The sequence below is a fragment of the Spirillospora sp. NPDC047418 genome (assembly GCF_040643275.1).
GTDB lineage: Bacteria > Actinomycetota > Actinomycetes > Streptosporangiales > Streptosporangiaceae > Spirillospora.
In genome coordinates, this window is sequence record NZ_JBEYTW010000022.1 from 46,599 (window position 1) to 71,348 (window position 24,750).

Genomic DNA, 24,750 nt, shown 5'->3' on the forward strand with positions numbered 1-24,750 from the left:
CAATCTACCCGGCGTTGTGCATGAGTCCGGCGTCGAGGCGGCGGACCAGGGCCCCGTCGCTCCAGGTCAGCCGCTTCCGCAGGTGAACGACGGTGCCCGAGTCGGGGGAGGAGTGGATGTCCAGGTCGTCCACCAGCGCCCGCATGATTTTAATCCCGCGCCCGGACTCGCTCAACGCGCCCCGGTCCACGGGGGCCGGCCGGGGCCCGCGGCCCCAGTCCATGATCTTGAGCATGCACACGCCCTCGTCGACGTGTCCGGTCACCTCGTACTCCCCGGTCGCGCGGGCGTGCTGGACGACGTTCGTGCACGCCTCGGAGGTGGCGACCAGGACGTCGTCGACGCAGTCCTCGGAGACGCCGAGCCCCCGCAGGGCGTCCCCCACCACCCGCCGGATCACCGGGATGCTCAGCGCATCGCGCGGCAGCGCGAGCGAGAACCTCATATCCACCCGGACACCTCGTGTCATGCCCCGGGCTTCCCGACCGTTCCCCCGGCCCCGGAGCGCGCTCGACGACTCGACGCAGCTAACACTTCCCCGGCGGATTACTCCGTAATCGCTGTACTCACGGGTCTTTCCGGGAAATCTCACCGTCCCGGCCGCGCGCAGGGAACGAAACAAACCCCGTGCGATACCGAACAGTATTCCGCACAATTCCGGCTAGAGAACGCGGACCTCGTAGTTCTCGATGACCGGATTGGCCAGCAGCGTCTCGGCGATCTTGCCGACCCGCTCCAGGGCCGCCTCGTCGGCGTCCCCCTCCAGCTCCACCTCGAACCGCTTGCCCTGCCGGACGGCGACCACGCCGTCGAACCCCAGCTGCGGCAGCTTCCTGGCGATCGCCTGGCCCTGCGGGTCGAGGATCTCCGGCTTGAGCATGACGTCCACGACGACACGCGCCACAACCGCCCCCTCACTGATCTGCACTTTTCCTTACGATCTGAAGCGTACGGCACCATGGCTCTTCACGAGCCATCCGCATCCCCCCGGAGCCACCCGATGAACATCGAGGATCTGACCCCCTCGGAACGCCGCCTGTGGAAGGCGTTCCCGAAGGGCGAACCGGTCGACCTGTCGACCGGCGACCGGGCGTTCGACGACACCGCGCAGTCCGGCCGGTGGGGGCACGACCGGGTGGTCAGGGCCGAGGTCCTGGTGGCCCTCCTGGTCGGCGCGGTCGAGCGCGAGCCGGGGCAGGTCGCCGCCGTCCGGCTCACCGGCGCACGCATCACGGGCTCGCTGAACCTCGGGCACGCGGAGGTCACCGTCCCCCTCGCCCTCACCGGCTGCGCGTTCGACGAGGCACCGCACCTCTACTGGGCGAGCATGAACAGCGTCCACCTGATGCGCTGCCGGCTGCCCGGCCTGGTCGCGTCCGGTACGCGCGTCGACGGCCACCTGTGGCTGGAGGGGAGCCGGATCGACGGCGGCGTCTGGCTGGACGGCGCGAACATCACCGGGATCCTGAACATGTCCGGCGTCCAGCTGGCCAACCCCGGCGGGGACGCGCTGCTCGCCGACCGCCTCGCCGTCGAGGCGAACGTCTACTGCGACCAGGACTTCACCGCCGACGGCGAGGTCCGGCTGCCCGGCGCCCGCATCGGCGGCCAGCTGATCTTCCGCGGCGCGCGGCTGCACAACCCGTCCGGCGTCGCCCTGTACGCCAGCCGCCTGGACGTCGCCGCGAACGTGTTCTGCGACGGCGGCTTCACCGCCGAGGGCGAGGTCCGGCTCCGCGGCGCCAGCGTCGGCGGCTACCTGTCCTTCGTCGGCGCGAACCTGTCCGCGCCGCAGCGCACCGCCCTCAACGCCGACGACCTCACCGTCGAGACCGACATCTACTGCTCGGACGGCTTCACCGCCACCGGCGCCGTCAGCTTCTCCGGCGCCCGCGTCACCGGCCAGCTCAGCCTCCGCGACGCCCGGCTGCGCAACGACGACGGGACGGCGCTCAGCCTGCAGCGCCTCCAGGCCGAGGAGCTGCTCCTGCGCACCGCCGAACCCATCAAGGGCACCGCCGACTTCTCCTACGCCCGCATCAACCTGCTCCGCGACGACGCCGCGTCCTGGCCGGAGCGCCTCCAGCTCGACGGCCTCCAGTACGAGACCCTCGACCCGCCCCTCACCGCCCGCGAGCGCCTCGACTGGCTGCACCGCGACACCGACGGCTACGCCCCGCAGCCCTACGAGCGCCTCGCCCAGACCTACCGCACCCTCGGCCTGGACGCCGACGGCCGCTCCGTCCTGCTCGCCAAGGCCCGCGACCGGCGCAGGACCCAGGGCCTCCCCCGCAAGATCGTCGGCTGGATGCAGGACGGCCTGGTCGGCTACGGCTACCGCCCGTTCCGCGCCGCCAGCTGGCTGATCGGCCTGCTGGCCTTCGGCACGATCGTCTTCTCCATCCACCGGCCGGACGTCCTGGACGACGGCCACAAACCGCATTTCAACGCGTTCTTCTACACCCTCGACCTGCTCCTGCCCATCGGCAGCCTGGGCCAGGAGATCGAGTTCGCCCCCAAGGGCGTCTACCAGTGGATAGCGAACCTCATCGTCGCCGCCGGCCTCGTCCTCGGCCTGACGGTCGCCGCCGGCGCCACCAGAGCCCTCTCCCGCGAATAAACCCCCCTTCCACCCCACCCGAAACACCGTTTCCGCCCCTGCCCCCTCCCCTTTCATTACCGTCCACAGGGCGAAAGGAGGCGGGTCATGACCCTCAAGATCGACGCCCGCGCCGTACACGCCGAACTTCAGGCGATATCAACGGCGATGTCCGAGGTGACCCGCCTCATGGGCCCGCAGACGTGGCAGGGCGGCTCCGCCGCCGCGTTCACCACCGACCTGCAAGGCCACAACCGGGCACTGAACCGCCTGATGCTGGCCGTGGAGCGCACGGTCGCCCGCTACAACCAGATCCCGCTCGTCCTGGACCCGCCGGACATCCCCCGCGTAACACCCGCGAGCGGCAAACCGGGCATCGCCTCCGTCTCCCCCTCCGCCCTGGAACGCCTCGAAACAGCCCTGAACCGCGCCGCGGCCGACCTCCCCCACCGCGCCAAGATGGTCCGCGGCCACCTGGCCCTCGCCTACCCGGACATCCCGAGCACGACGTCCTGCGACAACGCCGCCACCTGGTGCCACGCCCAGGCAACTCGAATGCGCACCCGCATCATGTACGCCTTAGCCGAAAACGAAGTAACTGCAACGCCCTTGATCCAGGGCCCGGTAATCCAGGTCCCAGATGTGGAACGCTTCGGCTCCAAGGAAATGACCGACCTGGCCCGCCTCCAGGCCCGCGCCTGGCTGAAGCACACAACCCACCCGGGCAACGCCACCCCGACCCTGATGTCGGAGATAGCCCGCACCCTGGCCGAGAACAGCAAGAACACCACTTACCTGGCCACGTTCTTCTCCAACATCCCACCAGGCTCCGCAGGCAAACTCCCCTACCGCCTACACCAACTGAGCAAAACCAGCGGCCTGACCACAGAAGACAAGAAAACGGTAGGCAACCTGGGCACAGCCCTAGCCGCCCTATCCCGCAAAAAAGAAACCGAAGGAATAGCAGCCAAGGCCCTCGGTCCCGCAGGCACAGACATGCCCGGCCAAGCCCTCCTGGTCAAACTGAGTGCCCCCAACATCAAGTGGAGCAGCGCAATCCTCGCCGACCTAGGTCATGCCGCTCTCCGCTGGCGCCAGAAGCACCCGTCCTATGAACTGAAACAGACTGTCGCCTCAGGGCGAAGCCGATCCCGGGTCAAAGTGCTCAACCAGCCGGAGGGAGCTTGGTGGACGACTTGGGGCATCGGCGACCCTTACACCCGAGAGGCGGATCCCAAAACCCTGAAGGAGTACGACCCGACGCTCAACATCCTCGGCCGCATCTCCCAGCAGAAGGACCTCACCGCAGCCAGGACCCTTGCCGCCGGCCGGCTCGATGACGCTTTCACGATCAAGGACGCGGACAAGGCGAACCCCATGATCTGGCTCAGCCGGGGCAACGGAGGGACCTACGCCTCGTTGCTCGTGGCACCGGACTGGCCGGACGGCGGCACGATCGCGGGCTCGGTGATCGAACTGGCCACCACCCCGGAAAAGGGCCACGACGAGGAAGCCGCACTCAACGCGGCCGAAATCATGAAAACGGTGGCATGGTGGAACGAGAAGGGCCGAGAGAAGACCGACAAGTTCCTCAAGCAGAACACTCTCCCCGATTGGGTTCCCGGGATCAACATCCTCCCGCGCTCGGACATGGGCCCGAACTGGATGAGCCGCAGCGACCACTACACCGCCGAACTCGGCCCCGGCCTACGCACCGGCCTCCTCGGAATGGTGCGCATGCATATTCCAGTGCTCACCACGGGAGACGTCGCCGTCACCGGTACCGGCTTCACCACTGTCGACCCGGTGACGGGCCGCGCACACGCAGACGTCGGCGGACAGGAGGTCCAGTCTTTTCTGCGCACGCTCGCCGCTGACGACAGAGCATGGGCCCAACTTGCGCTCGATACGCAACTCTACCGGCAGCGGTTGTTCGCCTGGGCGCTGCCACATCACGACCTCAATGGAGCGGTCGACAAATCCGGCTACCTTGAGGGCAGCCTCATCGCCGCTTACCTGGCCGAGAGAAGCAACACCGAGAAACTCACCCAGAAGGAATTCGACGACGCCCAGAAACATCTGGCCGTCCTCCGAAATCTCATCGGAGCCGGTATCGGGCTGAGCCCCGCCGGCAAGGTGCCGGGTGTCACGGATGCCTACAGCATCGGCACGGACCTGGCCTTGGACAAGATGAAGTACAAGGATTTCGAAAAGAACATGGGCCGGATACAGGCGCATGATTCGACGTACGGCGATCAACTTTACATCGATCTCGCCCGCGGGTACGCCTTGGCGCATGGCGGCCACACCAGGAACAACGAAATCGATGCGCTACTCAAACTGGACGCACTGACCGACGATCAGAAGGCGGTAGTCATCCACTGGACCAAGGAACATCAGTTCCGGCCCGCTACAGCACGGGACGATATTTTAGACGGAACAAGTGTGATCAGAAGAATTGAGAACGGCGTCAACCAGAACCGACCGCCCGGCAGCTCCTAGTCCTCGAAAGGAGAACCCTTCAACCGCACGGGAAGCTTGAACGCGTATATCTGTCCACATCTCCGGTCATTCATCAAAATAACACCGTCCTCCCTGCGTACGATGCCGCCGGGCAGTGCCGAAGCGATCGTGGAGAGGCCGCCACTGGTTCCCGGGCACCACTTGAAGGCTCCCCAGGACAGGTGCTCCATCCGGCCGTCCCCTCTGACGATCGTCGGATGCGGTGTGCGCTGGGTGGCGGTCGTCCCTCCGAGGAGCAGCACATCCCCGTGCCCGGCCGTGATCATCGCCGACCACGGAGGAAAGGCGGCCGCCGATGAGGGAAAGCGAATATAACGGGCCCGCCCGGTACGCGGAATGTAGAGAAGGCCGGCCCTCCCCAGCAGGGTCACTTGGCCGTTCTCATCGATGATGGCGTCCGCCGGTCGTAGCCTCTTGCCCTTCGTGAGCCCGGAGAGCGCCTTCGCGTAGCCAGGCGGTGACCACTCACGTAGTCGTCCCGGCCCCATCACCTCAAACAGTCTCCCCGCGCCCGAAACAATGATCGGAGTGCCGTCCGCACGCAGGAAGATCCTTCCGCCGGACCATTCCGAGTAGAGCTCGCGTTTCGCACCGTCACTGATGGAAGTACCCAACGTCCCGGTCACGTCTATGGTCGCGGCCGCCGCCTGCGTCGTCCAGTCAATGATCGGCGTCTGCTTCCAGTCAGCGAGTGAGATCTTGGTGATCGCCATACCTGACTTCGCCGCAAGCAACCACAGGTCATTCCCGTGGACGAGTAGCTGGTCGGCCGCGATCCCGACGGCGTTCAGCTGGATACGCCCGTCCTTGCCCAGCCGCACCACGCGTCCGTCATCATCGTGGTAGACGCGGTAGTAGATCGTCCCGTCACGCGACACCGCGAGCCCTCCAGCACCGTAGGCACTACTCCGAAGCGCGTACTCGCCATCCCTCGGATCTCTGTTCAGGTCCGGGGCCCCGGCGATGACGACCACCTGGCCGGGGCGGGTGGGTTTCGGGGTGGGGTTGAACGACTGAGTGTGCTGGGAGCAGGCGCTCAGGGCCGCCAGGAGGGCTACTGGCGGGATGACCTGGGTGTAACGCACCTGTCGAATGATGCCAGGCGAAGGCCCACTGCGGGCGGTATGCGGCACGTTGCGCGTTTGCGGGGATGGGCGCGGGTGGGGTCTGCGGCGCGGCAGGTGGCGGCGGCGATCACCGTATTGCTGGAAGCACGGGGCGAGCGCGGCGTCCGGTTGAGGGCCTGCGGGTTGGGTCAGGGCGCGGGGGTGGGGTAGGGATCACGGTGGCGGGACTTGCATCGCAGGGTGTGATGTCTGCCACGATGGCATTGCGGCTTTTGTCCCTTACCGGGGCCGATGGCCGTTGACATCGGCCGGCGGCGCGGCGATCCCGTGTACCGGCCCCGAACGAGGAGTGTCATCGATGACGATCGACTCCGTGCGCGGCGCGCCCGACTCCCCGCAGCTCGCCGAGCCCGAGCTCGTCCAGCTGCTGACCCCCGAGGGGGAGCGCGTCGAGCATCCCGACTATCCCCTGGACCTCAGCGCCGAGGAAGTGCGCGATCTGTATCGCGACCTGGTGATCGTGCGGCGGATCGACCTGGAGGCCGTGGCGCTGACGCGGCAGGGTGAGCTGGGTCTGTGGGCGTCGCTGCTGGGGCAGGAGGCCGCTCAGATCGGATCCGGGCGTGCCCTGTCCGAGCATGACATGGTCTTTCCGACGTACCGCGAGCATGGCGTCGCGTGGTGCCGGGACGTCGAGCCGCTGAAGCTGCTCGGGCTGTTCCGGGGCGTCAACCATGGTGGGTGGGATCCGGCTGAGCACGGGTTCCACCTGTACACGATCGTGATCGGCAGCCAGACGCTGCATGCGGCCGGGTACGCGATGGGCATCCAGCGGGACGGTGTGCTGGGCACGCCGTCGGCCGGGGCCACGATCGCCTATTTCGGGGACGGCGCGACGTCGCAGGGCGACGTGAACGAGTCGTTCGTGTTCGCGTCCGTGTTCAACGCGCCGATCGTGTTCTTCTGCCAGAACAACCAGTGGGCCATCTCGGAGCCGTTGGAGAGGCAGTCGCGGATCCCCCTCTACAAGCGCGCGCAAGGGTTCGGGTTCCCCGGGCTGCGGGTGGACGGGAACGACGTGTTCGCGTGTCTCGCGGTGACCAGGAAGGCCCTGGAGAACGCCCGGACGGGTCAGGGCCCGACGCTGGTCGAGGCGTACACCTACCGGATGGGCGCCCACACGACGACCGACGATCCCACGCGGTACCGGCTGAAGGCCGAAGAGGAGGCGTGGAAGCTCAAGGACCCGATCGAGCGGGTCAAGGCGTACCTGGTGCGCAACGACCTGGCGGACGCGGGGTTCTTCGAGAAGGTCGAGGACGAGGCCAAGCAGCTCGCGAAGGAACTGCGCGAGGGCTGCCGTGCGATGCCCGACCCGAAGCCGCTGTCGATGTTCGAGAACGTGTACGCCGAGCGGCATCCGCTGATGACGGAGGAGCAGGAGCAGTTCGCCGCCTACCTGGCGTCGTTCGAGGAGGAGTCGAAGTGACCACCCTGACCCTCGGCAAGGCGCTGAACGAGGGCCTGCGCAAGGCCATGGAGAACGACCCGAAGGTCCTCATGATGGGTGAGGACGTCGGGAAGCTCGGCGGTGTCTTCCGGATCACGGACGGCCTGCAGAAGGACTTCGGAGAGGAGCGGGTCATCGACACGCCGCTCGCCGAGTCCGGCATCATCGGGACGGCGATCGGGCTCGCGCTGCGCGGGTACCGGCCGGTCTGCGAGATCCAGTTCGACGGGTTCGTGTTCCCGGCCGCCGACCAGATCATCACGCAGCTCGCGAAGATGCGGATGCGGTCGCTGGGCAAGCTGTCGCTGCCGGTCGTCGTCCGGATCCCGTGCGGGGGCGGCATCGGTGCGGTCGAGCACCATTCGGAGTCGCCCGAGGCGTACTTCACGCATACCGCGGGGTTGCGCGTGGTGACGTGTTCCAACCCGCTGGACGCGTTCTCGATGATCCAGCAGTCGATCGCGTCGCCGGACCCGGTGATCTTCTTCGAGCCGAAACGCCGGTACTGGGACAAGGCCGACGTCGACATCGACTCCACGGAGTGGACGCCGCTGCACCGGGCGCAGGTCGTCCGGCCGGGCGAGCACGTGACGGTGCTGGCGTACGGGCCGTCGGTGAAGACGTGCCTGGAGGCGGCCGCGGCGGCGGGCGAGGAGGGACGGTCGCTGGAGGTCATCGACCTGCGCTCGCTCAACCCGCTCGACATCGGCACGGTGACGGAGTCGGTGAACCGGACGGGCCGGTGCGTGGTGGTGCACGAGGCGCCGGTGTACAACGGCTTCGGCGCCGAGCTGGCCGCGCGGATCACCGAGAAGTGCTTCTACCGGCTGGAGTCGCCGGTGCTGCGCGTCGGCGGGTTCTCCACCCCGTATCCGCCGTCTCGCCTGGAGGACGACTATCTGCCCGACCTCGACCGCATCCTGGACGCGGTCGACCGGACCTTCGCGTGGTGACGCCGGTGACCGAGCCGAGACTGTTCAAGCTGCCGGACGTGGGCGAGGGCCTGACGGAGGCGGAGATCGTCAAGTGGCACGTCCAGCCGGGCGACACCGTCGAGGACGGCCAGACCATCGTCGAGATCGAGACGGCGAAGGCGATCGTGGAGCTGCCCTGCCCGTTCGATGGCGTGGTGGCGGAGCTGCTGGTCAGCGAGGGTGAGACCGTGGACGTCGGGGTGCCGATCATCGCGGTCGGCACGGAGGGCGGCGCGGTCGCGACGCCGGTGTCGGAGCCGCCGGCGCAGACGGCGGCGCTGCGCGAGGAGGGCGTTCCGACGGCGAACGAGCCGGGCATGGTCACGCCGCAGGAGGCGCCGCCGAAACGCCAGCCGGTGCTGGTCGGGTACGGGGTCAAGGAGGGGGCGACCAAGCGGCGTACGCGCAAGGCGTCCAACGGCGCCGCGCAGGCCGCGACGCCCGCGCCGGTGCAGCCTCAGCCGGTGCAGCCCGCGCCCGTGCGGCCGCAGGTGCAGCCGCCGGCGCCTCGTCCACAGCCTGTGGACAACGGGTTGCCGCTGGCGAAGCCGCCCGTCCGGAAGATGGCGAAGGACCTCGGCATCGACCTCGCCACCATCACGGGTTCGGGGCCGCAGGGCTCGATCACGCGGGACGACATCCTCGCCGCGCAGGCGGCGCCGCCCCAGGCGGTGGCCGCCACGGCAGGTGCGCGTGAGGAACGCGTACTGGTCAAGGGTGTGCGCAAGGCGACGGCGGCGGCGATGTCCGGTTCGGCGTTCACGGCCCCGCATGTCACCGAATTCCTCCAGGTGGACGTCACCCGCACCATGGAGACCGTCAAGCGGCTACGCGAACTGCCCGAGTTCGCCGACGTGAAGGTGTCGCCGCTGCTGCTGGTGGCGCGCGCGCTGCTCACCGCCGTCCGACGGCACCCGGTGGTGAACTCCACGTGGGCGGACGGTCCGAACGGCGCGGAAATCGTCGTGAAGCGCTACGTGAACCTGGGCATAGCCGCGGCCACCGAACGTGGCCTCATCGTGCCCAAGGTGAAGGACGCGCAGGACCTCGACCTGCCCGGCCTCGCGCGCGCGCTGAACGAACTGGCGACAAAGGCGCGGGCGGGGAAGGCGTCCCCGGCCGACCTCTCCGACGGGACGATTTCCATCACGAACGTCGGAGTGTTCGGCGTGGACACCGGGACACCGATCCTCACCCCCGGTGAGGCCGCGATCCTCGCGTTCGGCCAGATCCGGGACATGCCGTGGGTCCACGAGGGCGAACTGGCGATCCGCAAGGTCACGACGCTCGCCCTGTCGTTCGACCACCGGATCGTGGACGGCGAACTGGGGTCGCGCGTCCTGCGCGACGTCGGCGACATGCTGGAAGACCCCATCCGCATGCTCGCCTGGGGCTGACGTTCGGGGGCCGGCGCCGTGAACGCGGCGCCGGCCCTCCGTTCATTGTCAGTTGTCAGCGCGGCGGGTTGTCGCCGTCGTACATGCGCTCGTCCCGCCGTGGGCCGCCGGGGCCCCGACCTGGGCCGCGCTGCCCGCGAGCCATCATCAGCATCTGCAGGACGAACGTCGCTCCGCCGACGACGATGAGGATGACGCCGACGACGTGGATGTCCACGGGGTCGGTCATCGCGTCGGGCTGGATGGCGAACTTGAGGATCAGTCCGATCGTGATCAGGAAAACACTGACGCCGAAACCCATTGCCATGACCTCCGCCGGACGATCCAATGCCGTGCCCTTTACCTTTCCGCCCGGCTCGTCCGCCACACGTCGCGGCATCTATGAGACGGGGACCTTCTCGACCTTCCCGAAGGGTCCGGCGTTGAAGGTCACCGATGTGACGTTGCCGGACGGGGCGGGCAGGTAGACGAACCCACGGTCGGGCTTGCCCACGGCGGTCAGGAAGGTTGCGCGTCCAGGGTCGACGTAGATGCTCGTACCGCCCACCCTTGCCGGGCCGACACGGACGGCGCGGTAGACGTCCTTGCCGCCGGGTGTCTGGATGGAGAACGAGCCGAACACCCCTCCCGGATAGTTGGGGTCCGGGTAGGACGCGTCGGGCGGAGTGGTGCCCGGCCCCTGGTTCACGATGTCGAAGACGGCGACGATGTAGGCGCCGTCCCGGTAGAAGGGTTTGACGTCCAGGCGCCTCTTGTCCGCACCGAAGCCGACCGTGCGGGTGGCCACCGTCTTGCCGTCCTCCGGCCGGAAGGCGGCCGGTGCGGTCGTCCCGCGCGCGCTTGCCTTCAGCTTGTAGGAGATCTCGACACGGTTGTTGCGGGCGGCATCCTTGGCGACGGGCTCGGTGTTCCCCTTGCCGCTCGCCGTGTAGGTGAAGCCGTCCCCCAGGCGCGTCTTCATCTCCTTCAGGACGGCGTCGGCCCGGTCCTTGGACAGCTTCGAGTCGTTCTCGCCCGTGTGCCCCTCGAATGTCAGCGCACCTGTGGCCTTGGTCTTCATCTGCTGCGCCGCGTCGTCCAGAACGGTTTTCGCACGGCTCGACAGCTTCGCCGAGGCACCGTCGAACAGCGCATCGGCGCGCAGGCTGACGGTGACCTCCGATGGGCTGGAGGTGACGTCCCTGGTCTCGCCCTCAACGATGTCGTACAACTCCACGGGGTTGCCTCCCGTGCCAACTGGGGGAGACGTCGACGGTGAGGACGAAGGCGTCGTAGGTGCGGCGAACGGCCTGACCCGGCCGAGGGGCTCGGCACCCACCGACGGCTGGCCACCGACCGGCGGCCTGGCGGAAGGCGTCGTGGACGGCATGGTCGGCATCCCCGACCCGCTCGGGGCCACCGACGCACTCGGGCTCCCCGAGGGCGCGGAATTGGTCACCGGGATACCGGTGAACTCCCCGGCCGTCCCCGTAGTGAGCGCGGTGACCTTTTGCACGTCCGCCGGTATCGCCGGGTACTCGGCGGCCATCTCTCGTGTCGTGCCCGGAGCGAAGTCGGAGCCGCTCGTCGTCCCGGTCGGCTTGTAGAGCCTGCGTCCCACCGGATCGATCAGCGCGATCTCGAACGGCACCGACTTAGCGGACGAGTCGAGCGACGTCACGCTGTACCGCAGCACCGCCTTGCCCGCCTGCCGCTGGACGCCCCGGATGTCGACCCGCGCGTGCAGCCCGTCCGCGCCCCCGAACCAGCCCTCCTTGGAGAACGCCCCACCGCTCTGCGCCGCAGGGCTCGGAGCACCGCCCGCGGTAACGGTCGGCGGAGCGACCTTCTCGGCCCGGCTGCTGTCAGCACAACCAGCGGCAAGGAGAAGGCCGACAAGGGAGACGGCGAGGGGCGAAGCACGCATCGGCCATCCGGTCGGGGGGAAACGGGCGAGGGACGCGGCCGATCTTAGTGAACGCCACCAGCCCCCGCCATACGCGCCGGCCGACACGAAGCTAGTGGAGACGGCCGTGGGGCGGAAGTGCTTCAAGACATGCCGGAGGACGTCACCCCGGTGTCGGGAGCGGCCACCTTCGCCGGCCTGTTGTCAGGGCAGGTCGTACGCTCCGCGCTTGATATCGGCGGCCAGTCGGCGGAAGCACTCGACCGGAAGCGTGATGCGGGGGCCAGTCGGGTCCTTACTGTCACGCACGCCGACTGCCCGGGGGGAGCGTCCTAGCTCGACACAATCGGAAGTCGCGCTGCCGCCGCTGTAGCTCGACTTCTGCCAGTTCGTCATCGATAGTTCTCCAGTTCGGCCGCCAACAGTGCCCGGGACGGGCCGACCGGGGCGGCTATGTCGCTAATGCGGTCATACCTTATGGCCACCTCTTCCACATCATGAGGGTCCGTCAGGAAACGTCCCCTCGTTACCGCTTCGGTGTATGCCAGGTCGCGACCGTCGGCGCTGACGATCTTGAATGGCCCGTCCAGCCCCGGGTGTGCCCTGTCCTGTCGTTCCACGACCCGGATGCTCACGAACGATTGCTCGCTCAACTCGACGAGGCGGGCGACCTGTTCGCGCATGAGTTCCGGCGGCCCGATGGGTTGCGCCAGGACCGTCCAGTTCAGAATCGCCGTGAGATGCGGCGGGTTGGGCTTGTCTAACACGGCGGCCTGACGACTGAGCCGCCGGGTCAGGGCGGCCTGCGGGTCCGCCACCGCATTGGCAGTAAACGTGGCGAGTGCATATTCCGGCGTCTGAAACAGGCCGGGAACGTACAGCGTCTCCCACATGCGGATTCGACTCGCACGCCCCTCATACTCCGTGAGCCCGGTGAACCAGTCTCCTTCGTCGCTTGCTCCCGCGAGTGTGATCAGGGAGGTGAACATGCCCCGCGTCCGCCACTCTCGATCGATGATCTCTGCGTGCTTACGAGTGAGCTTGAGCTGTGCGGACTCATATCTGGAAACAGTGGAACGATCACAGTCCAAAATGTCCGCAAGTGCCTGTCCAGTGAGGCTGTTGGCCTCACGATATCGGCGCAGGTGGACGGCGATGAAGTGCCAGAGCGAGCGATCAGGGTTAAGTGCGTCCCGCAGGGACATTCATGATCCCTTTCGTTGCGGTTGCTTCCGGAACGTAGCGAGAGTAGCTCAATGCGAGCACGCTTACACCCGAAGTAACCGGCAACATTCCGAAGGTCGTAGCGATATGTCCGTACCTGCACCAGAAATTCCGACTCTTCTTCTCGACTCCAACAAACAAGCGCCGGCGCTGGCACGGGACTTCCTCTCCGCGCAGTTCCGTGCCCTGGGCTCCACAGACGACTTCATGGCGCGCCTGGTGGTGAGTGAGCTGGCGACCAATGCCTGGCGGCACGGCGACGGACAGATCATCCTGCGCGTCTTCCGCGACACCCGTGCCGGCTTCGCGGTGCTCGAGGTGTGGGACCAGGGGGACGGGCTGCCGGTGGTCGGCCCGGAGGACTCCGAGGCGGTCTCGGGGCGGGGCCTGCTGCTGGTGTCGCAACTCGCGCACGATTGGGGAACCCGACCGATCACGGAAGGCGGAAAGATCGTATGGGCCAGGTGCGCCCTGTGAGCGTCCAGGTTGAGCGATACGCCCTGCGGTGGCGGACGTTCCGGGGCCGCGCCACGACGATCCGGCATCTGGACCTGCTCGCTGTCGCCGTCCAGGCCAAGAGCTACCGCTTCGTCAAGCTCTACCAGGCCGACGAGTTCCCCGCCCATCCGCCTGTGCTGTGGGTGTTCGCGTTCAGCCCGGACGACCACGTCCGCGTGGCCGTGACCGTCCACGCCACACGCGGGTGCGGCTGGGCCTACTACGAGGCCGGACGCGGGCGGCACGGTTACCTCTCCCCCTGCGGCGACACCAAGCATGCCGCCGATCAGGTGGACGCCCTCCTCAAGCACCGCATGTTCCCGTCCACCTGGTGACACGGCCGGAAGTATCCCGATGACTCACGCACGCGAGACGTGGCACGGTCGGTCGGCGCGGGCCCGCTCAGTGCCCGCGCCATCGCTGTCCGCACGTCCAGCCGGACGTCTGGAATTGGATCTCGACATCGACCAAGCCCTCGATGACCTGCACCGCGCCTTTCCCGGCATCTGCGTCTGGCACGGCGAGTTCAGCGGTTCGTTCTGGGCGCTCCTCCCGGACCGGCTGGTCGAAGCCAGGACTGCCGCCGATCTGGCCCGGCAACTCCGCGCCGCTCTGCCCCTGCCCCACCCGCGTCCCCACGCCGGGCCCGATCCCCATGCACGCCGCCCTCGGCCGTCCACCCGCCGCGCGGACGGCACCTGGACGTCCGCGAGGTCCGCCCCCCGGCGACCGGTGCGACGCGGCAGGCATGGCCGTCGTGTCGTCCGCTGGCTCCTGACCACCTGCCTCCACCTGACGCCGGTGGGTCCATGCCCGTGACCGCCGACCCACGAAAAGCCCGCGCGCCGTGAAGGTCCGAGACGGTCGGGCGAGTCATTCCAGTCCGAGCTGAACGAGCCCCGAGCGGAGCCGGCACTCCGTAAAGTCACAACGTCACCCGGAAGGATCAGCCTCATGGGCAAGCACGAGAATCCGTCGAACTGCGGCATGTGCGGCGGAAGCGGAAAGGTCACGGTCAACAACGACAACAAGGAACAGGACGTTGAATGCCCCTGCTGCAAGGGTTCGGGGAAGGCGTGAGCATCGACGCCGCATTCGAGGCCGTTCCACGCGAACCGTTCATTCCCGAACTGGTCTGGGTCCGTCGTCCTGACGGCTGGGCCGTCCCGCTCCGCCGTCAGGACGACCCAGACCGCTGGCGCGCCTTGGTCCACTCTGACGACGCCATCACGACGCAGATAGATGACGGAGCGGCTGACAAAGGCGTTTGGCCCACGAGCTCGTGCTCGGCCCCGCACGTCGTCCGGCAAATGCTGGAGCTTCTGGACCTCGAGCCCGGTCACCGGGTCATGGAGATCGGCACGGGCACGGGCTGGAACGCCGCATTGATGGCGGAAATCGTCGGGCCGGAGAACGTCACCACGATCGAGATCGACCCGGCGGTGGCGGAGCAGGCAAGGGCGAACCTGGCGGAGGTCGGCTGCCCGGTCCAGGTCATCACCGGGGACGGCGAAGCCGGGAGTCCGGCGGACGGCCCGTTCGACCGGGTGATCGCCACGGCCGCGGCGGCGGAACTGCCTCATGCCTGGGTGCAACAGACGCGGCCTGGCGGGCTCATCCTCGTCCCGTGGGCTCCGACATTCCACCCCGACGGCCCGTTCGCACGTCTTACCGTGAGCGCCGCAGGGCTGGCAGAGGGCCGGTTCGTCGCTCCCTCCTGGTTCATGCCGCTGCGCGGTCAACGGATCTCCCAGCCCGTCCGGAACTCCTACAGGGAGAGGTGGGCCGACGCGGGCAGACCCGCGATCGACCGGTTCGGCATCACCGTGACGCCGGCGGGGCAGACGATCTGGCTCGACTCCCCGGACAACCCGGTCGCCCCGTCCTCAACGTGAAACGGGCCACCGCGTTGTTGATCTGCGGCGTGTTGTTGTTTTCCGGCGGCTCATAGCAACAACACGCCGCAGGTCAACGGGGCTGGTGAGGGTTGCGGCGCGCTTGGCGGGGTGATGGGAGAGTTGTTTGCCGTCTGGTGCGTGTGGTTTCGGCCTAGGCGGCAGGCCCCCGCCGGGTGTCCGGCGGGGGCCTGTCGCAGGCGCCTAGAACGCTTCTTCGGGGAGGTCCATGACGTCCAGGGTGGTCGCCTCGGTGATGGCTCGGTCGGAGGCCAGGCGCGGGAGCACCGTCTGGCAGAAGAACTGCGCGGCCGCGACCTTGCCGTTGTAGAACGCCGTGTCGGAGTCGGAGACGTCGCCGTCGCCGAGGGCGGTCAGGGCGACCTCGGCCTGGCGGAGCAGCAGCCAGCCGACGATGAGGTCGCCGAGGCCGAGCAGCAGCCGGGACGAGTTGAGCCCGATCCGGTACAGCTCCTTCGGGTTCTCCATCGAGCCGAGCGCCCACCCGACCATCGGGGTGATGATGCCCTGGACGTCCTCCAGCGCGCGGCCGAGCAGCGCCCGCTCGTTCTTCAGCCGGCCGTTCCCGGCCTCGGACTGCGCGAACGCCTGGATCTCGTCGGCGAGCACCTTCAGCGCCGCGCCGTTGTCCCGCAGGATCTTGCGGAAGAACAGGTCCTGGCCCTGGATCGCGGTGGTGCCCTCGTACAGAGTGTCGATCTTGGAGTCGCGGATGTACTGCTCGATCGGGTAGTCCTGCAGGAACCCGGACCCGCCGAGGGTCTGCAGCGACTCGGCGCCGAGCAGCGCGTACGCGCGCTCCGAGCCGAAGCCCTTCACGATCGGCAGCAGCAGGTCGTTGATCTTCTCGGCCTGCTCGTCCTTGCGGCCCTCGTACTCGGCGATCTGCACGGTGTCCTGGTAGGACGCGGTGAGCAGCACGAGCGCGCGCATGCCCTCGGCGTACGCCTTCTGGGTCATGAGGCTGCGCCGGACGTCCGGGTGGTGGGTGATCGTGACGCGCGGGGCGGTCTTGTCCGTCATCTGCGTCATGTCCGCACCCTGGACGCGCTCCTTGGCGTACTCCAGCGCGTTCAGGTAGCCGGTCGACAGGGTCGCGATGGCCTTGGTGCCGACCATCATCCGGGCGTACTCGATGACGAGGAACATCTGCTTGATGCCCTGGTGCACGTCGCCGACCAGGTAGCCGATGGCGGGGTGCTTCTCGCCGAAGGTCAGCTCGCAGGTCGTGGAGACCTTGAGGCCCATCTTCTTCTCGACGCCCGTGACGTAGGCGCCGTTGCGCTCGCCCAGCTCACCGGTCTCGACGTCCACCAGGTACTTGGGGACGAGGAACATCGACAGGCCCTTGGTGCCGGGGCCGGCGCCCTCGGGGCGGGCCAGCACCAGGTGGAAGATGTTCTCGGACATGTCGTGCTCGGCCGAGGTGATGAACCGCTTGACGCCCTCGATGTGCCAGGTGCCGTCCGGCTGCTGGACGGCCTTGGCGCGCCCGGCGCCGACGTCGGAGCCCGCGTCCGGCTCGGTCAGCACCATCGTGGCGCCCCACTGCCGCTCAAGGGCCAGCTCGGCGAACTTCTTCTGCTCGGGCGTGCCGATGTGCCACAGGATCTGGGAGAAACCGGGGCCGGAGGAGAACATGTAGACGGCCGGGTTGGCGCCCAGTACCTGCTCGGAGACCGCCCAGGTCAGGGAGCGGGGCGCGCCGGTGCCGCCCAGCTCGGGGATGAGGTCGAGCCGGAACCACTCGGCGTCCATCCACGCCTTGTAGGACTTCTTGAAGCTCTCCGGCATCTCGACGGTGCCGGCGGCGGGGTCGAACTTCGGCGGGTTGCGGTCGGCGTCCTCGAAGGACTCGGCGATCGGGCCCTCGGCCAGCCGGTTCACCTCGTCGAGGATGCTGCGCGCGGTGTCCTCGTCCAGTTCCGCGTACGGGCCGCTGCCGAGGAGGTCCTGGCGCCTGAACACCTCGAAGAGGTTGAACTCCAGGTCCCGGAGGTTGCTCTTGTAGTGCCCCATTCGAGACTCCGTCTGATCCGGCGGCGGCCGGGGGCCCCGCAGCGTACTGGTCAGTAACTCAACATCATGCTACCCGTTGGTAACCAGTGGCAACCACCTAAAGCGCCGGGATTCCGGGGACGCCGGCCACATCGGCAGCACGCCCGCGCGACCCGCGTGACGCAACTCACAAGGTAGGACAGGGTACGCGAATCGGGCGGCGGCCCCTACCGCGCGGCGGCGGAGCGTGGTGGGAAGATCGACCGGGGGCGCGAACATCGTGAGGCACGAGGAGGTGCGCATGAACCAGGAGGAGCCCCCGGCCCCGAGGCTGACCGTCATCGGGACCGGGTACCTCGGCGCCACGCACGCCATCTGCATGGCGGTGCTGGGCTTCGAGGTCCTCGGCGTGGACGTCGACCGGCACAAGATCGACCGGCTGGCGTCCGGCGAGGTCCCGATCTTCGAGCCAGGGCTGCCGGAGCTGCTCACCAAGGCGCTCGACTCCGGCCGGCTCCGGTTCACCACCTCCTTCGCGGAGGCGGGGGCGTTCGGCGATGTCCACTTCATCTGCGTGGGGACACCACAGAAGCCCGATTCGGACGCCGCCGACCTGACCTACGTCGACGAGGCCGTCCGCTCCCTCGCCCCGCACCTGCGCCGCCGCGCCCTCGTCGTCGGCAAGTCCACGGTGCCGGTCGGGACGGCCGCGCGGCTCACCGGGATCGTCCAGGAGCTGGCGCCCGCCGGCAAAGAGGTCGAGCTGGCCTGGAACCCCGAGTTCCTGCGCGAGGGCTTCGCCGTCGACGACACCCTGCGCCCGGACCGGCTGGTCTTCGGCGTCACCTCCGACTGGGCGGACGAGCGGCTGCGCGCGGCGTTCAAGCCCGTCCTCGACCTCGGGACCCCGGTCGTCCGCACCGACCTCGCCACCGCCGAGCTGGTCAAAGTCGCCGCCAACTCCTTCCTCGCCACCAAGATCTCCTACATCAACGCGATGGCGGAGGTCTGCGAGGCGGTCGGCGCCGACGTCAAAGACCTCGCCGACTCGCTCGCGCTGGACGACCGCATCGGCGGCAAGTTCCTGAAACCCGGGCTCGGCTTCGGCGGCGGCTGCCTGCCGAAGGACATCCGGGCGTTCGCGCACCGCGCCGAGGAGATCGGCGTCGGGCAGGCCGTGTCGTTCCTGCGCCAGGTGGACGACATCAACCGGCGGCGGCGTGCGCGGACGGTCGACCTCGTCCGGGAACTGCTCGGCGGCGACTTCACCGGCAAGCGCATCGCCGCGTGGGGCGCGGCGTTCAAGCCCAACTCCGACGACATCCGGGACGCGCCCGCGCTGGACGTGGCCCGCACGATGCACGGCCTCGGCGGGGACGTCCGCGTCTACGACCCGGCCGCGCTCGGCAACGCCCGCGCCGCGTTCCCCGAGCTGCGCTACGGCGAGAACGCGCTCGACGTCGCCCGGGACGCCGACGTCGTCGTCCTGCTGACCGAGTGGTCGGACTTCCGGGAGGTCGACCCGGCGGCGCTCGCCGAGGTCGTCCGGCACCGGCGGATCGTGGACGGACGGCACGCCCTCGACGCCGCGCAATGGCGCGCGGCCGGCTGGGAGTACCGCGCGCTGGGCCGCTCCTACGCACCCGGCCGCACGTAAGCCGCACGTGAGCCGCTTGTAACGGGAACATCCCGCGCGGCGGGGCCGTTGGCGGTGGTGAGGGCCCTGGTCCTCCCGGACGAGGTGCGCCGTACCCGGATTGCGAAGACGACGCGTGACCACCGTCGTCTCACTCCGGGAGTACAGCCATGGCCTGGATCCTCGTCATCGTCGCCGGCCTCGTCGAGGTCGCGATGGCCCTGTGCCTGAAGGCCAGCAAGGGCTTCACCGAGCCGCTGCCCGCCGCGGGCTTCCTCGTGTTCGCCGTGACCAGCTTCGGGCTGCTCAGCCTGGCGCTGAAGAACCTCGACGTCGGCACCGCCTACGCCGTCTGGGTCGGGATCGGCGCGGTCGGCACGGCCGCGCTCGGCATGCTCGTCATGGGCGACCAGGTCTCCACCGTCAAGATCGTCGCGCTGGCGTTCATCATCCTCGGCGTCATCGGCCTGAACCTCGCCGGAAGCGGCGGGCACTGATCGAGCGGAAACCGAGCGCGTGACCACTCACCGTGCGCGCACCTCAGAAATGCGCACGCATTGAATGCGGCCGTCCGCAAGGCCTGCGGGCGGCCGCTCACGGCCACGGAACCGGGTGGATCGCAGGTCAAAGCAGTTTCCCGGAACGTAATCTCCCGTAACAGCGTCTATGGGACGAGAAGAGCGCGGGGAGTGCTCGTACACGGGAGGGACCGAACCTTGGTCTTCAAGAAGCTGCGGCAGGCGATGGGCATCGGCGGCCCGTCCATCGAAACGATCCTGCACGACCCGAACACGACGCCCGGCGGCGTCGTCACCGGTGAGGTCACCGTCATCGGCGGCCAGTACAACTCCGACATCAAGTCGGTGAACCTCGCCCTCCGCACCAAGGTCGAGGTCGAGTCCGGCGACAACGAGTACCACTCCAACCTGGAATACGCGAAGATGCCCGTCGCGGGCGGGTTCAGCCTGCAGGAGGGCATGCGGCACAGCATCCCGTTCCAGTTCGCCATCCCGTGGGAGGCGCCGCTCACCCACATGTACGGGCACCCCCTGCACGGCACGACCGTCGGCATCGCGACCGAACTGGAGGTCGCGGGGGCGCTCGACCCGGGCGACCTCGACCCGATCGCCGTCCACCCGCTGCCCGCGCAGGAGCGCATCCTCGCCGCCTTCTCCAACCTCGGCTTCCAGTTCCGCAACGCCGACTGCGAGAAGGGACGCATCTGGGGCGTCCACCAGGAGCTGCCGTTCTACCAGGAGATCGAGTTCTATCCGCCGAGCCAGTACGCGCGCGGCGTCAAGCAGCTCGAAGTGACGTTCGTGTCGTACCCGCAGTCGATGGAGGTCGTGCTGGAGCTGGACAAGCGCGGCGGGGTCTTCACCGAGGGGCACGACGCGTTCAGCCGGTTCACGGTCGACTACGCGTCCGTCGAGCACACCGACTGGGAGCGTCAGCTCGACGGCTTCCTGCAGGACGCCGGCCGCCGCCGGGGCTTCTTCTAGGCGTTCACCCCACGATCCCCTCCGCGATGTTGATCGTGGAGGGGATCGCCGCGTAAGAAGGGTTTCCCGTGTAGAAAGAGGTTCCGTGCCCCAGCCCCCCGGACTGACCGACGCGGAACGGCGCCTCTGGGCCGCGTTCCCCACCGGCGCGACCGTCGTCCTCGGCGACGACCTCCCCGCCGGACCCGACCCCGACCGGATCGTCCGCGCCGAGATCATCACCAGACTGCTCCTCGGCGCCTGCGAGACCCGGGCGGGCGCGGTCGCGGCCGTCCGGCTGCGCGGCGCGTACGTCACCGGGCAGCTGGACGTCACCGGCGGCACCGTCGAGCACGAGCTGCGGCTGGAGCACTGCCGCCTCGTCGCGGAGCCGGACTTCTCCAACGCCGAGACCAGGCAGCTGCGGCTGTCCGGCTGCCGGATGCCGGGCTTCGACGGCGGCGGGCTCCGCGCGGACGGCTACCTCAGCCTGTCCGGGTCGCGGATCGAGGGCTCGGTGCGGCTGCCGCGGGCGCAGCTCAGCGGCGGCCTCCGGATGAACGGCACGCGCATCACGGTGTCCGATCCCGGCCAGTGGGCGGTCTTCAGCGGCGGGCTCGTCGTGGACGTCGGCGCGTTCATCCGGGACGCCGAGATCACCGGCGGTGTCCGGCTCGTCGGCGCGCGGATGAACGGCGGCCTGTTCATGGAGCGGACCGTCCTCGCCAACCCCGGCCGGATCGCCCTGGACGGGCAGAACATGGTGGTCGAGGACGCCGCCGAGCTGAGCAACGGGTTCACCGCCCTCGGCACCGTCCGGCTGCGCAGCGCCCGCTTCAACGGGATCCTGTCGTTCAGCAAGGCGCGGCTCGACTCGACCGACCCGGCGCGGATGGCGCTGCACGCCAGCCACATCCAGGCCGACGAGGTGCTGCTGTGGCCGGAGGGGAAGATCAAGGGCCGGGTGTCGCTGTCGTACTCCCGGATCGACCTGCTCATGGACCATCCGTCGGTGTGGCCGGACGAGCTGTACCTCAACGGCATGACGTACCAGACGCTGCGCGGCGCCGAGTTCAAGGACCGGCTCAGCTGGGTGTCGCGGGACAAGGAGTTCCATCTCCAGCCGTACGAGCAGCTCGCCGCCTGGTACCACAGCATCGGCTCCGACGACGTCGCACGGAAGGTGCAGCTCGCCAAGTTGCGGGCCCGCCGCCGGCGGCTGAACCCGGTCGGCAAGGCGTGGAACCACCTCCTGGACTGGACGGTCGGGTTCGGCTACCGGCCGTGGCTCGCGTTCGCGTGGTTCGCGGCGCTGCTGGCGCTCGGAACGACGGTGTTCTCGATCGAGCACCCCCGTCCGGTCAAGCCGGGCGACGAGCTGCCCGCGTTCCACTCGCTGATCTACACGCTCGACCTGCTGATCCCGCTGGACACGTTCGGGCAGCAGCTGTCGTACGACGCGGTGAACTGGTCGCGATGGGTCGCCTACACGCTCGTCACGACGGGCTGGGTGCTGGCCACGGCGCTGATCGCCGGGGTGACGCGCGTACTGCGACCGAACTAACGCACCGCCCCGGGCGTCCACCCGGGTAGGGATCGACCAGAATGGGACTTCATGGGCACGTATCTGATCACGGGGGCGACGGGCGGCATCGGCACGGCGGTCGCCGAACTACTGCGCGAGCGCGGGCACGACCTGGTCCTCACCGGCCGCTCCGCCGAACGCCTCGAACGGCTGGCGAAGGAGCTGGCGACCGGCGCGCACGCCGCGACCCAGGTCATCGACCCGGGCGCGGTGAGGTCGCCGTCGCGGAACGCGTCCGTCACGACGATCCCGCTCGACCTGACGGAGCCGCGCCGCATCGAGGCGTCCCTCGCGGCGGCCGGGCTGCCCGAGCGGCTGGACGGCGTGATCCACGCCGCCGGCATGGTGCACCTGTCGCCGGTCGCCGAACTGGAGGCCGACGAGTGGATGGAGCACCTGTCGGTCAACCTCGTCTCGGCGGCGGAGATGACGCGGCTGCTGCTGCCCGCGCTGCGCGCCGCCGAAGGCCACGTCGTCTTCGTGAACTCCACGGCCGGTCTGCGCGCGAACCCCGAATGGTCGGCGTACGCGGCGAGCAAGTTCGGGCTGCGCGCGCTGGCCGACTCGCTGCGCGCCGAGGAGGCGTCCCTGCGCGTCACGACCGTCTACCCGGGCCGGACGGCCACGGAGATGCAGCGCAGGGTCCGCGCCCAGGAGGGCAACTCCTACGCCGAGGACGACTTCGCCGCGCCCGCGACGGTCGCCCGCGTCCTGGTGGCGGCCCTGGAGACCCCGCGCGACGCGGTCGTCTCCGACGTCACCGTCCGCCCGAACTAGCCCATGGGGCCGGGAGTACCCGCATCGTCCCGGGGCACGTGCGCCCCGGGGCGGTCGCGGTTCAGCGCCGGCGCAGGAACCAGGAGGCGAGGACGCCGCCGAGCAGCCCGAACAGGTGCCCCTGCCAGGAGATGCCGGGATCACCCGGGATGATGCCGAAGATCATCGTCCCGTAGACGGCGACGACGGCGACCGCGATGCCGATGTCGGGCAGCCGCCGCTCGAAGATGCCCCGCCCGACCAGGTAGCCGAAGAACCCGAAGATCAGGATGCTGGACCCGAGCGTGTTCGCCGAGCTGAGGAACCACACCCCGAGCCCGCCGACCACGATGATGATCAGGCTGGCGACGAGGAACTTGGCGATGCCGCGCGCCGCCGCGATGAACCCGAGGATGAGGAACGGCAGCGTGTTGGCCATGAGGTGGCCGAAACCGGCGTGCATGAACGGGGCGGTGAAGATGTCCGGCAGGTCGTTCACGTCGCGCGGCTGGATCCCGAACCGGTCGAGCCACCCGTTGGTCGTGTAGTCGAACGCCTCCAGGACCCACATCACCGCGGTGATCGAACCGATCAGGATCAGCGAGGACAGCGCACGGACACCGTGCTTCGCCAGCTCGTCGGACCGCTGCCGGTCGGGGGTATAGCTCATGTCCTCCACCGTAAGTCCGAAGGTCCTTGACTCGTCAACGAGCGGACCGTCCGGAAGGTGCCACCGGGCCTTTCCGGCATAGTGGACGGATGCGCGCAGCGATCTGTGAAGAACTCGGCTCGGTCGTCGTCACCGGCACCGAGACTCCGGCCGCCGGTCCCGGCCAGGTGCTCATCACCGTGGAGGCGGCCGGGGTCAACTACGTGGACGCCCTCTTCGTCCAGGGCCGGTACCAGATCAAGCCGCCGCTCCCGTTCGTCCCGGGCAGCGAGGTCGCGGGGACGCTGCCGTCCGGGGAACGCGTCCTGGCGATGTGCGGCCTGGGCGGCTTCGCGACGCACGTGGCGGTTCCCGCGGCCTCCGCCGTCCCGATCCCGGACGAACTGGACTTCCCGCGCGCCGCGACGTTCACCCAGAGCTATTGCACGGCCCTGTTCGCCCTGCGCGACCGCGCGAACCTGCAACCGGGCGAAACCGTGCTGATCCTGGGCGCCGGCGGCGGCGTGGGCCTGGCGGCGGTCCAGATCGCGAAGGCGATGGGCGCCCGCGTCCTGGCCGCGGCGTCGACATCGTCCAAACAGGAAGCCGCCCGCAACGCAGGCGCCGACGAGACGGTGCCCACCACCGAGGACATCAAATCGGCGGCCCGTGCCTGGTCGGACGGCGGCGTCGACCTCGTCTACGACCCGGTCGGAGGGGCACTGGCCGACCCCGCCCTGCGCGCACTGCGCGAGCGGGGCCGCTACGTCGTGATCGGGTTCGCGTCCGGGGACATCCCGTCCCTCCCGCTGAACCAGGTCCTGCTGCGCAACCGCACCATCGTGGGGGTCGACTGGGGCGCCTGGTCGATGCGCAACCCGCTCGACCAGCGCGCCCTCCTGGACGAACTCCTCGCCATGGTCGCCAAGGGCGGCCTCACTCCGGTGCCGCCCCGCACGGCGCCGCTCGCCTCGGCGGCCGAGGTCCTGGACGACCTGCTGAACCGCCGCGTCGTGGGCAAGGTGGCCCTACTCCCCTAGGGCCCCCGAGCG

Annotated in this window: 24 protein-coding genes and 1 riboswitch; of the genes, 15 read left to right on the plus strand and 9 right to left on the minus strand. The window is 68.8% G+C overall.

What is annotated here, in order from left to right; translation table 11 throughout:
• Nucleotides 1–4: 4 nt before the first annotated feature.
• Nucleotides 5–445 carry an ATP-binding protein gene (locus ABZ806_RS16495; protein ID WP_500218192.1) on the minus strand — a complete coding sequence of 147 codons (441 nt, stop codon included), beginning with the start codon at nucleotides 443–445 and terminating at the stop codon, nucleotides 5–7.
• Nucleotides 446–661: 216 nt separating this feature from the next.
• Nucleotides 662–904, minus strand: coding sequence for a phosphoribosylformylglycinamidine synthase subunit PurS (purS, locus tag ABZ806_RS16500; RefSeq protein ID WP_500218133.1), 243 nt, complete (start codon nucleotides 902–904; stop codon nucleotides 662–664).
• 96 nt (nucleotides 905–1,000) lie between these two features.
• On the opposite strand from purS, the gene ABZ806_RS16505 reads away from it, so the two are divergent.
• Entirely contained in the window at nucleotides 1,001–2,620 is a 1,620-nt protein-coding gene (locus ABZ806_RS16505) for a hypothetical protein (protein ID WP_500218134.1), read from the plus strand.
• Nucleotides 2,621–2,707: 87 nt separating this feature from the next.
• On the plus strand, nucleotides 2,708–5,101 hold the full coding sequence (locus ABZ806_RS16510) for a hypothetical protein (protein WP_500218135.1): 2,394 nt from the start codon (nucleotides 2,708–2,710) through the stop codon (nucleotides 5,099–5,101).
• On the opposite strand, the gene ABZ806_RS16515 is transcribed toward ABZ806_RS16510, so the two are convergent.
• On the minus strand, nucleotides 5,098–6,207 hold the full coding sequence (locus ABZ806_RS16515; RefSeq protein WP_500218136.1) for a hypothetical protein: 1,110 nt from the start codon (nucleotides 6,205–6,207) through the stop codon (nucleotides 5,098–5,100). The genes ABZ806_RS16510 and ABZ806_RS16515 overlap by 4 nt on opposite strands.
• 340 nt (nucleotides 6,208–6,547) lie before the next feature.
• Here ABZ806_RS16515 and pdhA point away from each other — a divergent pair, with 340 nt between their 5' ends.
• From pdhA to ABZ806_RS16530, 3 genes are read left to right on the plus strand one after another with little or no spacing between them, the layout of a single operon-like run.
• Nucleotides 6,548–7,678 (plus strand): pyruvate dehydrogenase (acetyl-transferring) E1 component subunit alpha, encoded by a 1,131-nt coding sequence (gene pdhA, locus ABZ806_RS16520; protein WP_500218137.1) that lies wholly within the window; start codon nucleotides 6,548–6,550, stop codon nucleotides 7,676–7,678.
• On the plus strand, nucleotides 7,675–8,652 hold the full coding sequence (locus tag ABZ806_RS16525; RefSeq protein ID WP_500218138.1) for an alpha-ketoacid dehydrogenase subunit beta: 978 nt from the start codon (nucleotides 7,675–7,677) through the stop codon (nucleotides 8,650–8,652). Before pdhA ends, ABZ806_RS16525 begins: the two co-directional genes overlap by 4 nt.
• Nucleotides 8,653–8,657: 5 nt before the next feature.
• Entirely contained in the window at nucleotides 8,658–10,070 is a 1,413-nt protein-coding gene (locus ABZ806_RS16530; protein ID WP_500218139.1) for a dihydrolipoamide acetyltransferase family protein, read from the plus strand.
• Between the two features lie 55 nt (nucleotides 10,071–10,125).
• On the opposite strand, the gene ABZ806_RS16535 is transcribed toward ABZ806_RS16530, so the two are convergent.
• From ABZ806_RS16535 to ABZ806_RS16550, 4 genes are all read right to left on the minus strand, one after another.
• The gene (locus ABZ806_RS16535) at nucleotides 10,126–10,437 is read right to left on the minus strand and encodes a DUF6458 family protein (protein WP_500218140.1); all 312 of its coding nucleotides are present in this window, start codon (nucleotides 10,435–10,437) and stop codon (nucleotides 10,126–10,128) included.
• 12 nt (nucleotides 10,438–10,449) lie between these two features.
• Nucleotides 10,450–11,976 carry an OmpA family protein gene (locus ABZ806_RS16540; protein ID WP_500218141.1) on the minus strand — a complete coding sequence of 509 codons (1,527 nt, stop codon included), beginning with the start codon at nucleotides 11,974–11,976 and terminating at the stop codon, nucleotides 10,450–10,452.
• Nucleotides 11,977–12,159: 183 nt separating this feature from the next.
• Nucleotides 12,160–12,351: a DUF397 domain-containing protein gene (locus tag ABZ806_RS16545; protein WP_500218142.1), complete on the minus strand. Its 192-nt coding sequence runs from the start codon at nucleotides 12,349–12,351 to the stop codon at nucleotides 12,160–12,162.
• Nucleotides 12,348–13,160 carry a helix-turn-helix domain-containing protein gene (locus tag ABZ806_RS16550; RefSeq protein WP_500218143.1) on the minus strand — a complete coding sequence of 271 codons (813 nt, stop codon included), beginning with the start codon at nucleotides 13,158–13,160 and terminating at the stop codon, nucleotides 12,348–12,350. The genes ABZ806_RS16545 and ABZ806_RS16550 overlap by 4 nt, the downstream gene beginning before the upstream one ends.
• Before the next feature lie 106 nt (nucleotides 13,161–13,266).
• Here ABZ806_RS16550 and ABZ806_RS16555 point away from each other — a divergent pair, with 106 nt between their 5' ends.
• From ABZ806_RS16555 to ABZ806_RS16570, 4 genes are all read left to right on the plus strand, one after another.
• Nucleotides 13,267–13,656 (plus strand): ATP-binding protein, encoded by a 390-nt coding sequence (locus ABZ806_RS16555; RefSeq protein WP_500218144.1) that lies wholly within the window; start codon nucleotides 13,267–13,269, stop codon nucleotides 13,654–13,656.
• Entirely contained in the window at nucleotides 13,653–14,012 is a 360-nt protein-coding gene (locus tag ABZ806_RS16560) for a hypothetical protein (protein ID WP_500218145.1), read from the plus strand. Before ABZ806_RS16555 ends, ABZ806_RS16560 begins: the two co-directional genes overlap by 4 nt.
• 619 nt (nucleotides 14,013–14,631) lie before the next feature.
• Nucleotides 14,632–14,757, plus strand: coding sequence for a hypothetical protein (locus ABZ806_RS16565; protein ID WP_500218146.1), 126 nt, complete (start codon nucleotides 14,632–14,634; stop codon nucleotides 14,755–14,757).
• The gene (locus ABZ806_RS16570) at nucleotides 14,754–15,572 is read left to right on the plus strand and encodes a methyltransferase domain-containing protein (RefSeq protein WP_500218147.1); all 819 of its coding nucleotides are present in this window, start codon (nucleotides 14,754–14,756) and stop codon (nucleotides 15,570–15,572) included. The genes ABZ806_RS16565 and ABZ806_RS16570 overlap by 4 nt, the downstream gene beginning before the upstream one ends.
• A 204-nt stretch (nucleotides 15,573–15,776) precedes the next feature.
• Here the strand turns inward: ABZ806_RS16570 and ABZ806_RS16575 are convergent, their stop codons facing one another.
• On the minus strand, nucleotides 15,777–17,612 hold the full coding sequence (locus ABZ806_RS16575; RefSeq protein ID WP_500218148.1) for an acyl-CoA dehydrogenase: 1,836 nt from the start codon (nucleotides 17,610–17,612) through the stop codon (nucleotides 15,777–15,779).
• A gap of 280 nt (nucleotides 17,613–17,892) precedes the next feature.
• Between ABZ806_RS16575 and ABZ806_RS16580 the strand changes: the two genes are divergently transcribed.
• From ABZ806_RS16580 to ABZ806_RS16600, 5 genes are all read left to right on the plus strand, one after another.
• Nucleotides 17,893–19,248 (plus strand): UDP-glucose dehydrogenase family protein, encoded by a 1,356-nt coding sequence (locus ABZ806_RS16580; protein ID WP_500218149.1) that lies wholly within the window; start codon nucleotides 17,893–17,895, stop codon nucleotides 19,246–19,248.
• A gap of 56 nt (nucleotides 19,249–19,304) precedes the next feature.
• Nucleotides 19,305–19,366: riboswitch (guanidine-III (ykkC-III) riboswitch) on the plus strand.
• A gap of 31 nt (nucleotides 19,367–19,397) precedes the next feature.
• Nucleotides 19,398–19,724, plus strand: coding sequence for a DMT family transporter (locus ABZ806_RS16585; protein WP_500218150.1), 327 nt, complete (start codon nucleotides 19,398–19,400; stop codon nucleotides 19,722–19,724).
• Between the two features lie 219 nt (nucleotides 19,725–19,943).
• Nucleotides 19,944–20,729, plus strand: coding sequence for a sporulation protein (locus ABZ806_RS16590; RefSeq protein ID WP_500218151.1), 786 nt, complete (start codon nucleotides 19,944–19,946; stop codon nucleotides 20,727–20,729).
• 85 nt (nucleotides 20,730–20,814) lie between these two features.
• Complete coding sequence (locus ABZ806_RS16595; protein WP_500218152.1) at nucleotides 20,815–22,272, plus strand: hypothetical protein; 1,458 nt, start codon at nucleotides 20,815–20,817, stop codon at nucleotides 22,270–22,272.
• Between the two features lie 51 nt (nucleotides 22,273–22,323).
• On the plus strand, nucleotides 22,324–23,070 hold the full coding sequence (locus tag ABZ806_RS16600; RefSeq protein WP_500218153.1) for an SDR family oxidoreductase: 747 nt from the start codon (nucleotides 22,324–22,326) through the stop codon (nucleotides 23,068–23,070).
• Between the two features lie 61 nt (nucleotides 23,071–23,131).
• Here ABZ806_RS16600 and ABZ806_RS16605 read toward each other — a convergent pair whose 3' ends face one another.
• Entirely contained in the window at nucleotides 23,132–23,719 is a 588-nt protein-coding gene (locus ABZ806_RS16605; protein ID WP_500218154.1) for a rhomboid family intramembrane serine protease, read from the minus strand.
• A gap of 89 nt (nucleotides 23,720–23,808) precedes the next feature.
• On the opposite strand from ABZ806_RS16605, the gene ABZ806_RS16610 reads away from it, so the two are divergent.
• Nucleotides 23,809–24,738 (plus strand): NADPH:quinone oxidoreductase family protein, encoded by a 930-nt coding sequence (locus tag ABZ806_RS16610; RefSeq protein WP_500218155.1) that lies wholly within the window; start codon nucleotides 23,809–23,811, stop codon nucleotides 24,736–24,738.
• Nucleotides 24,739–24,750 lie beyond the last annotated feature (12 nt).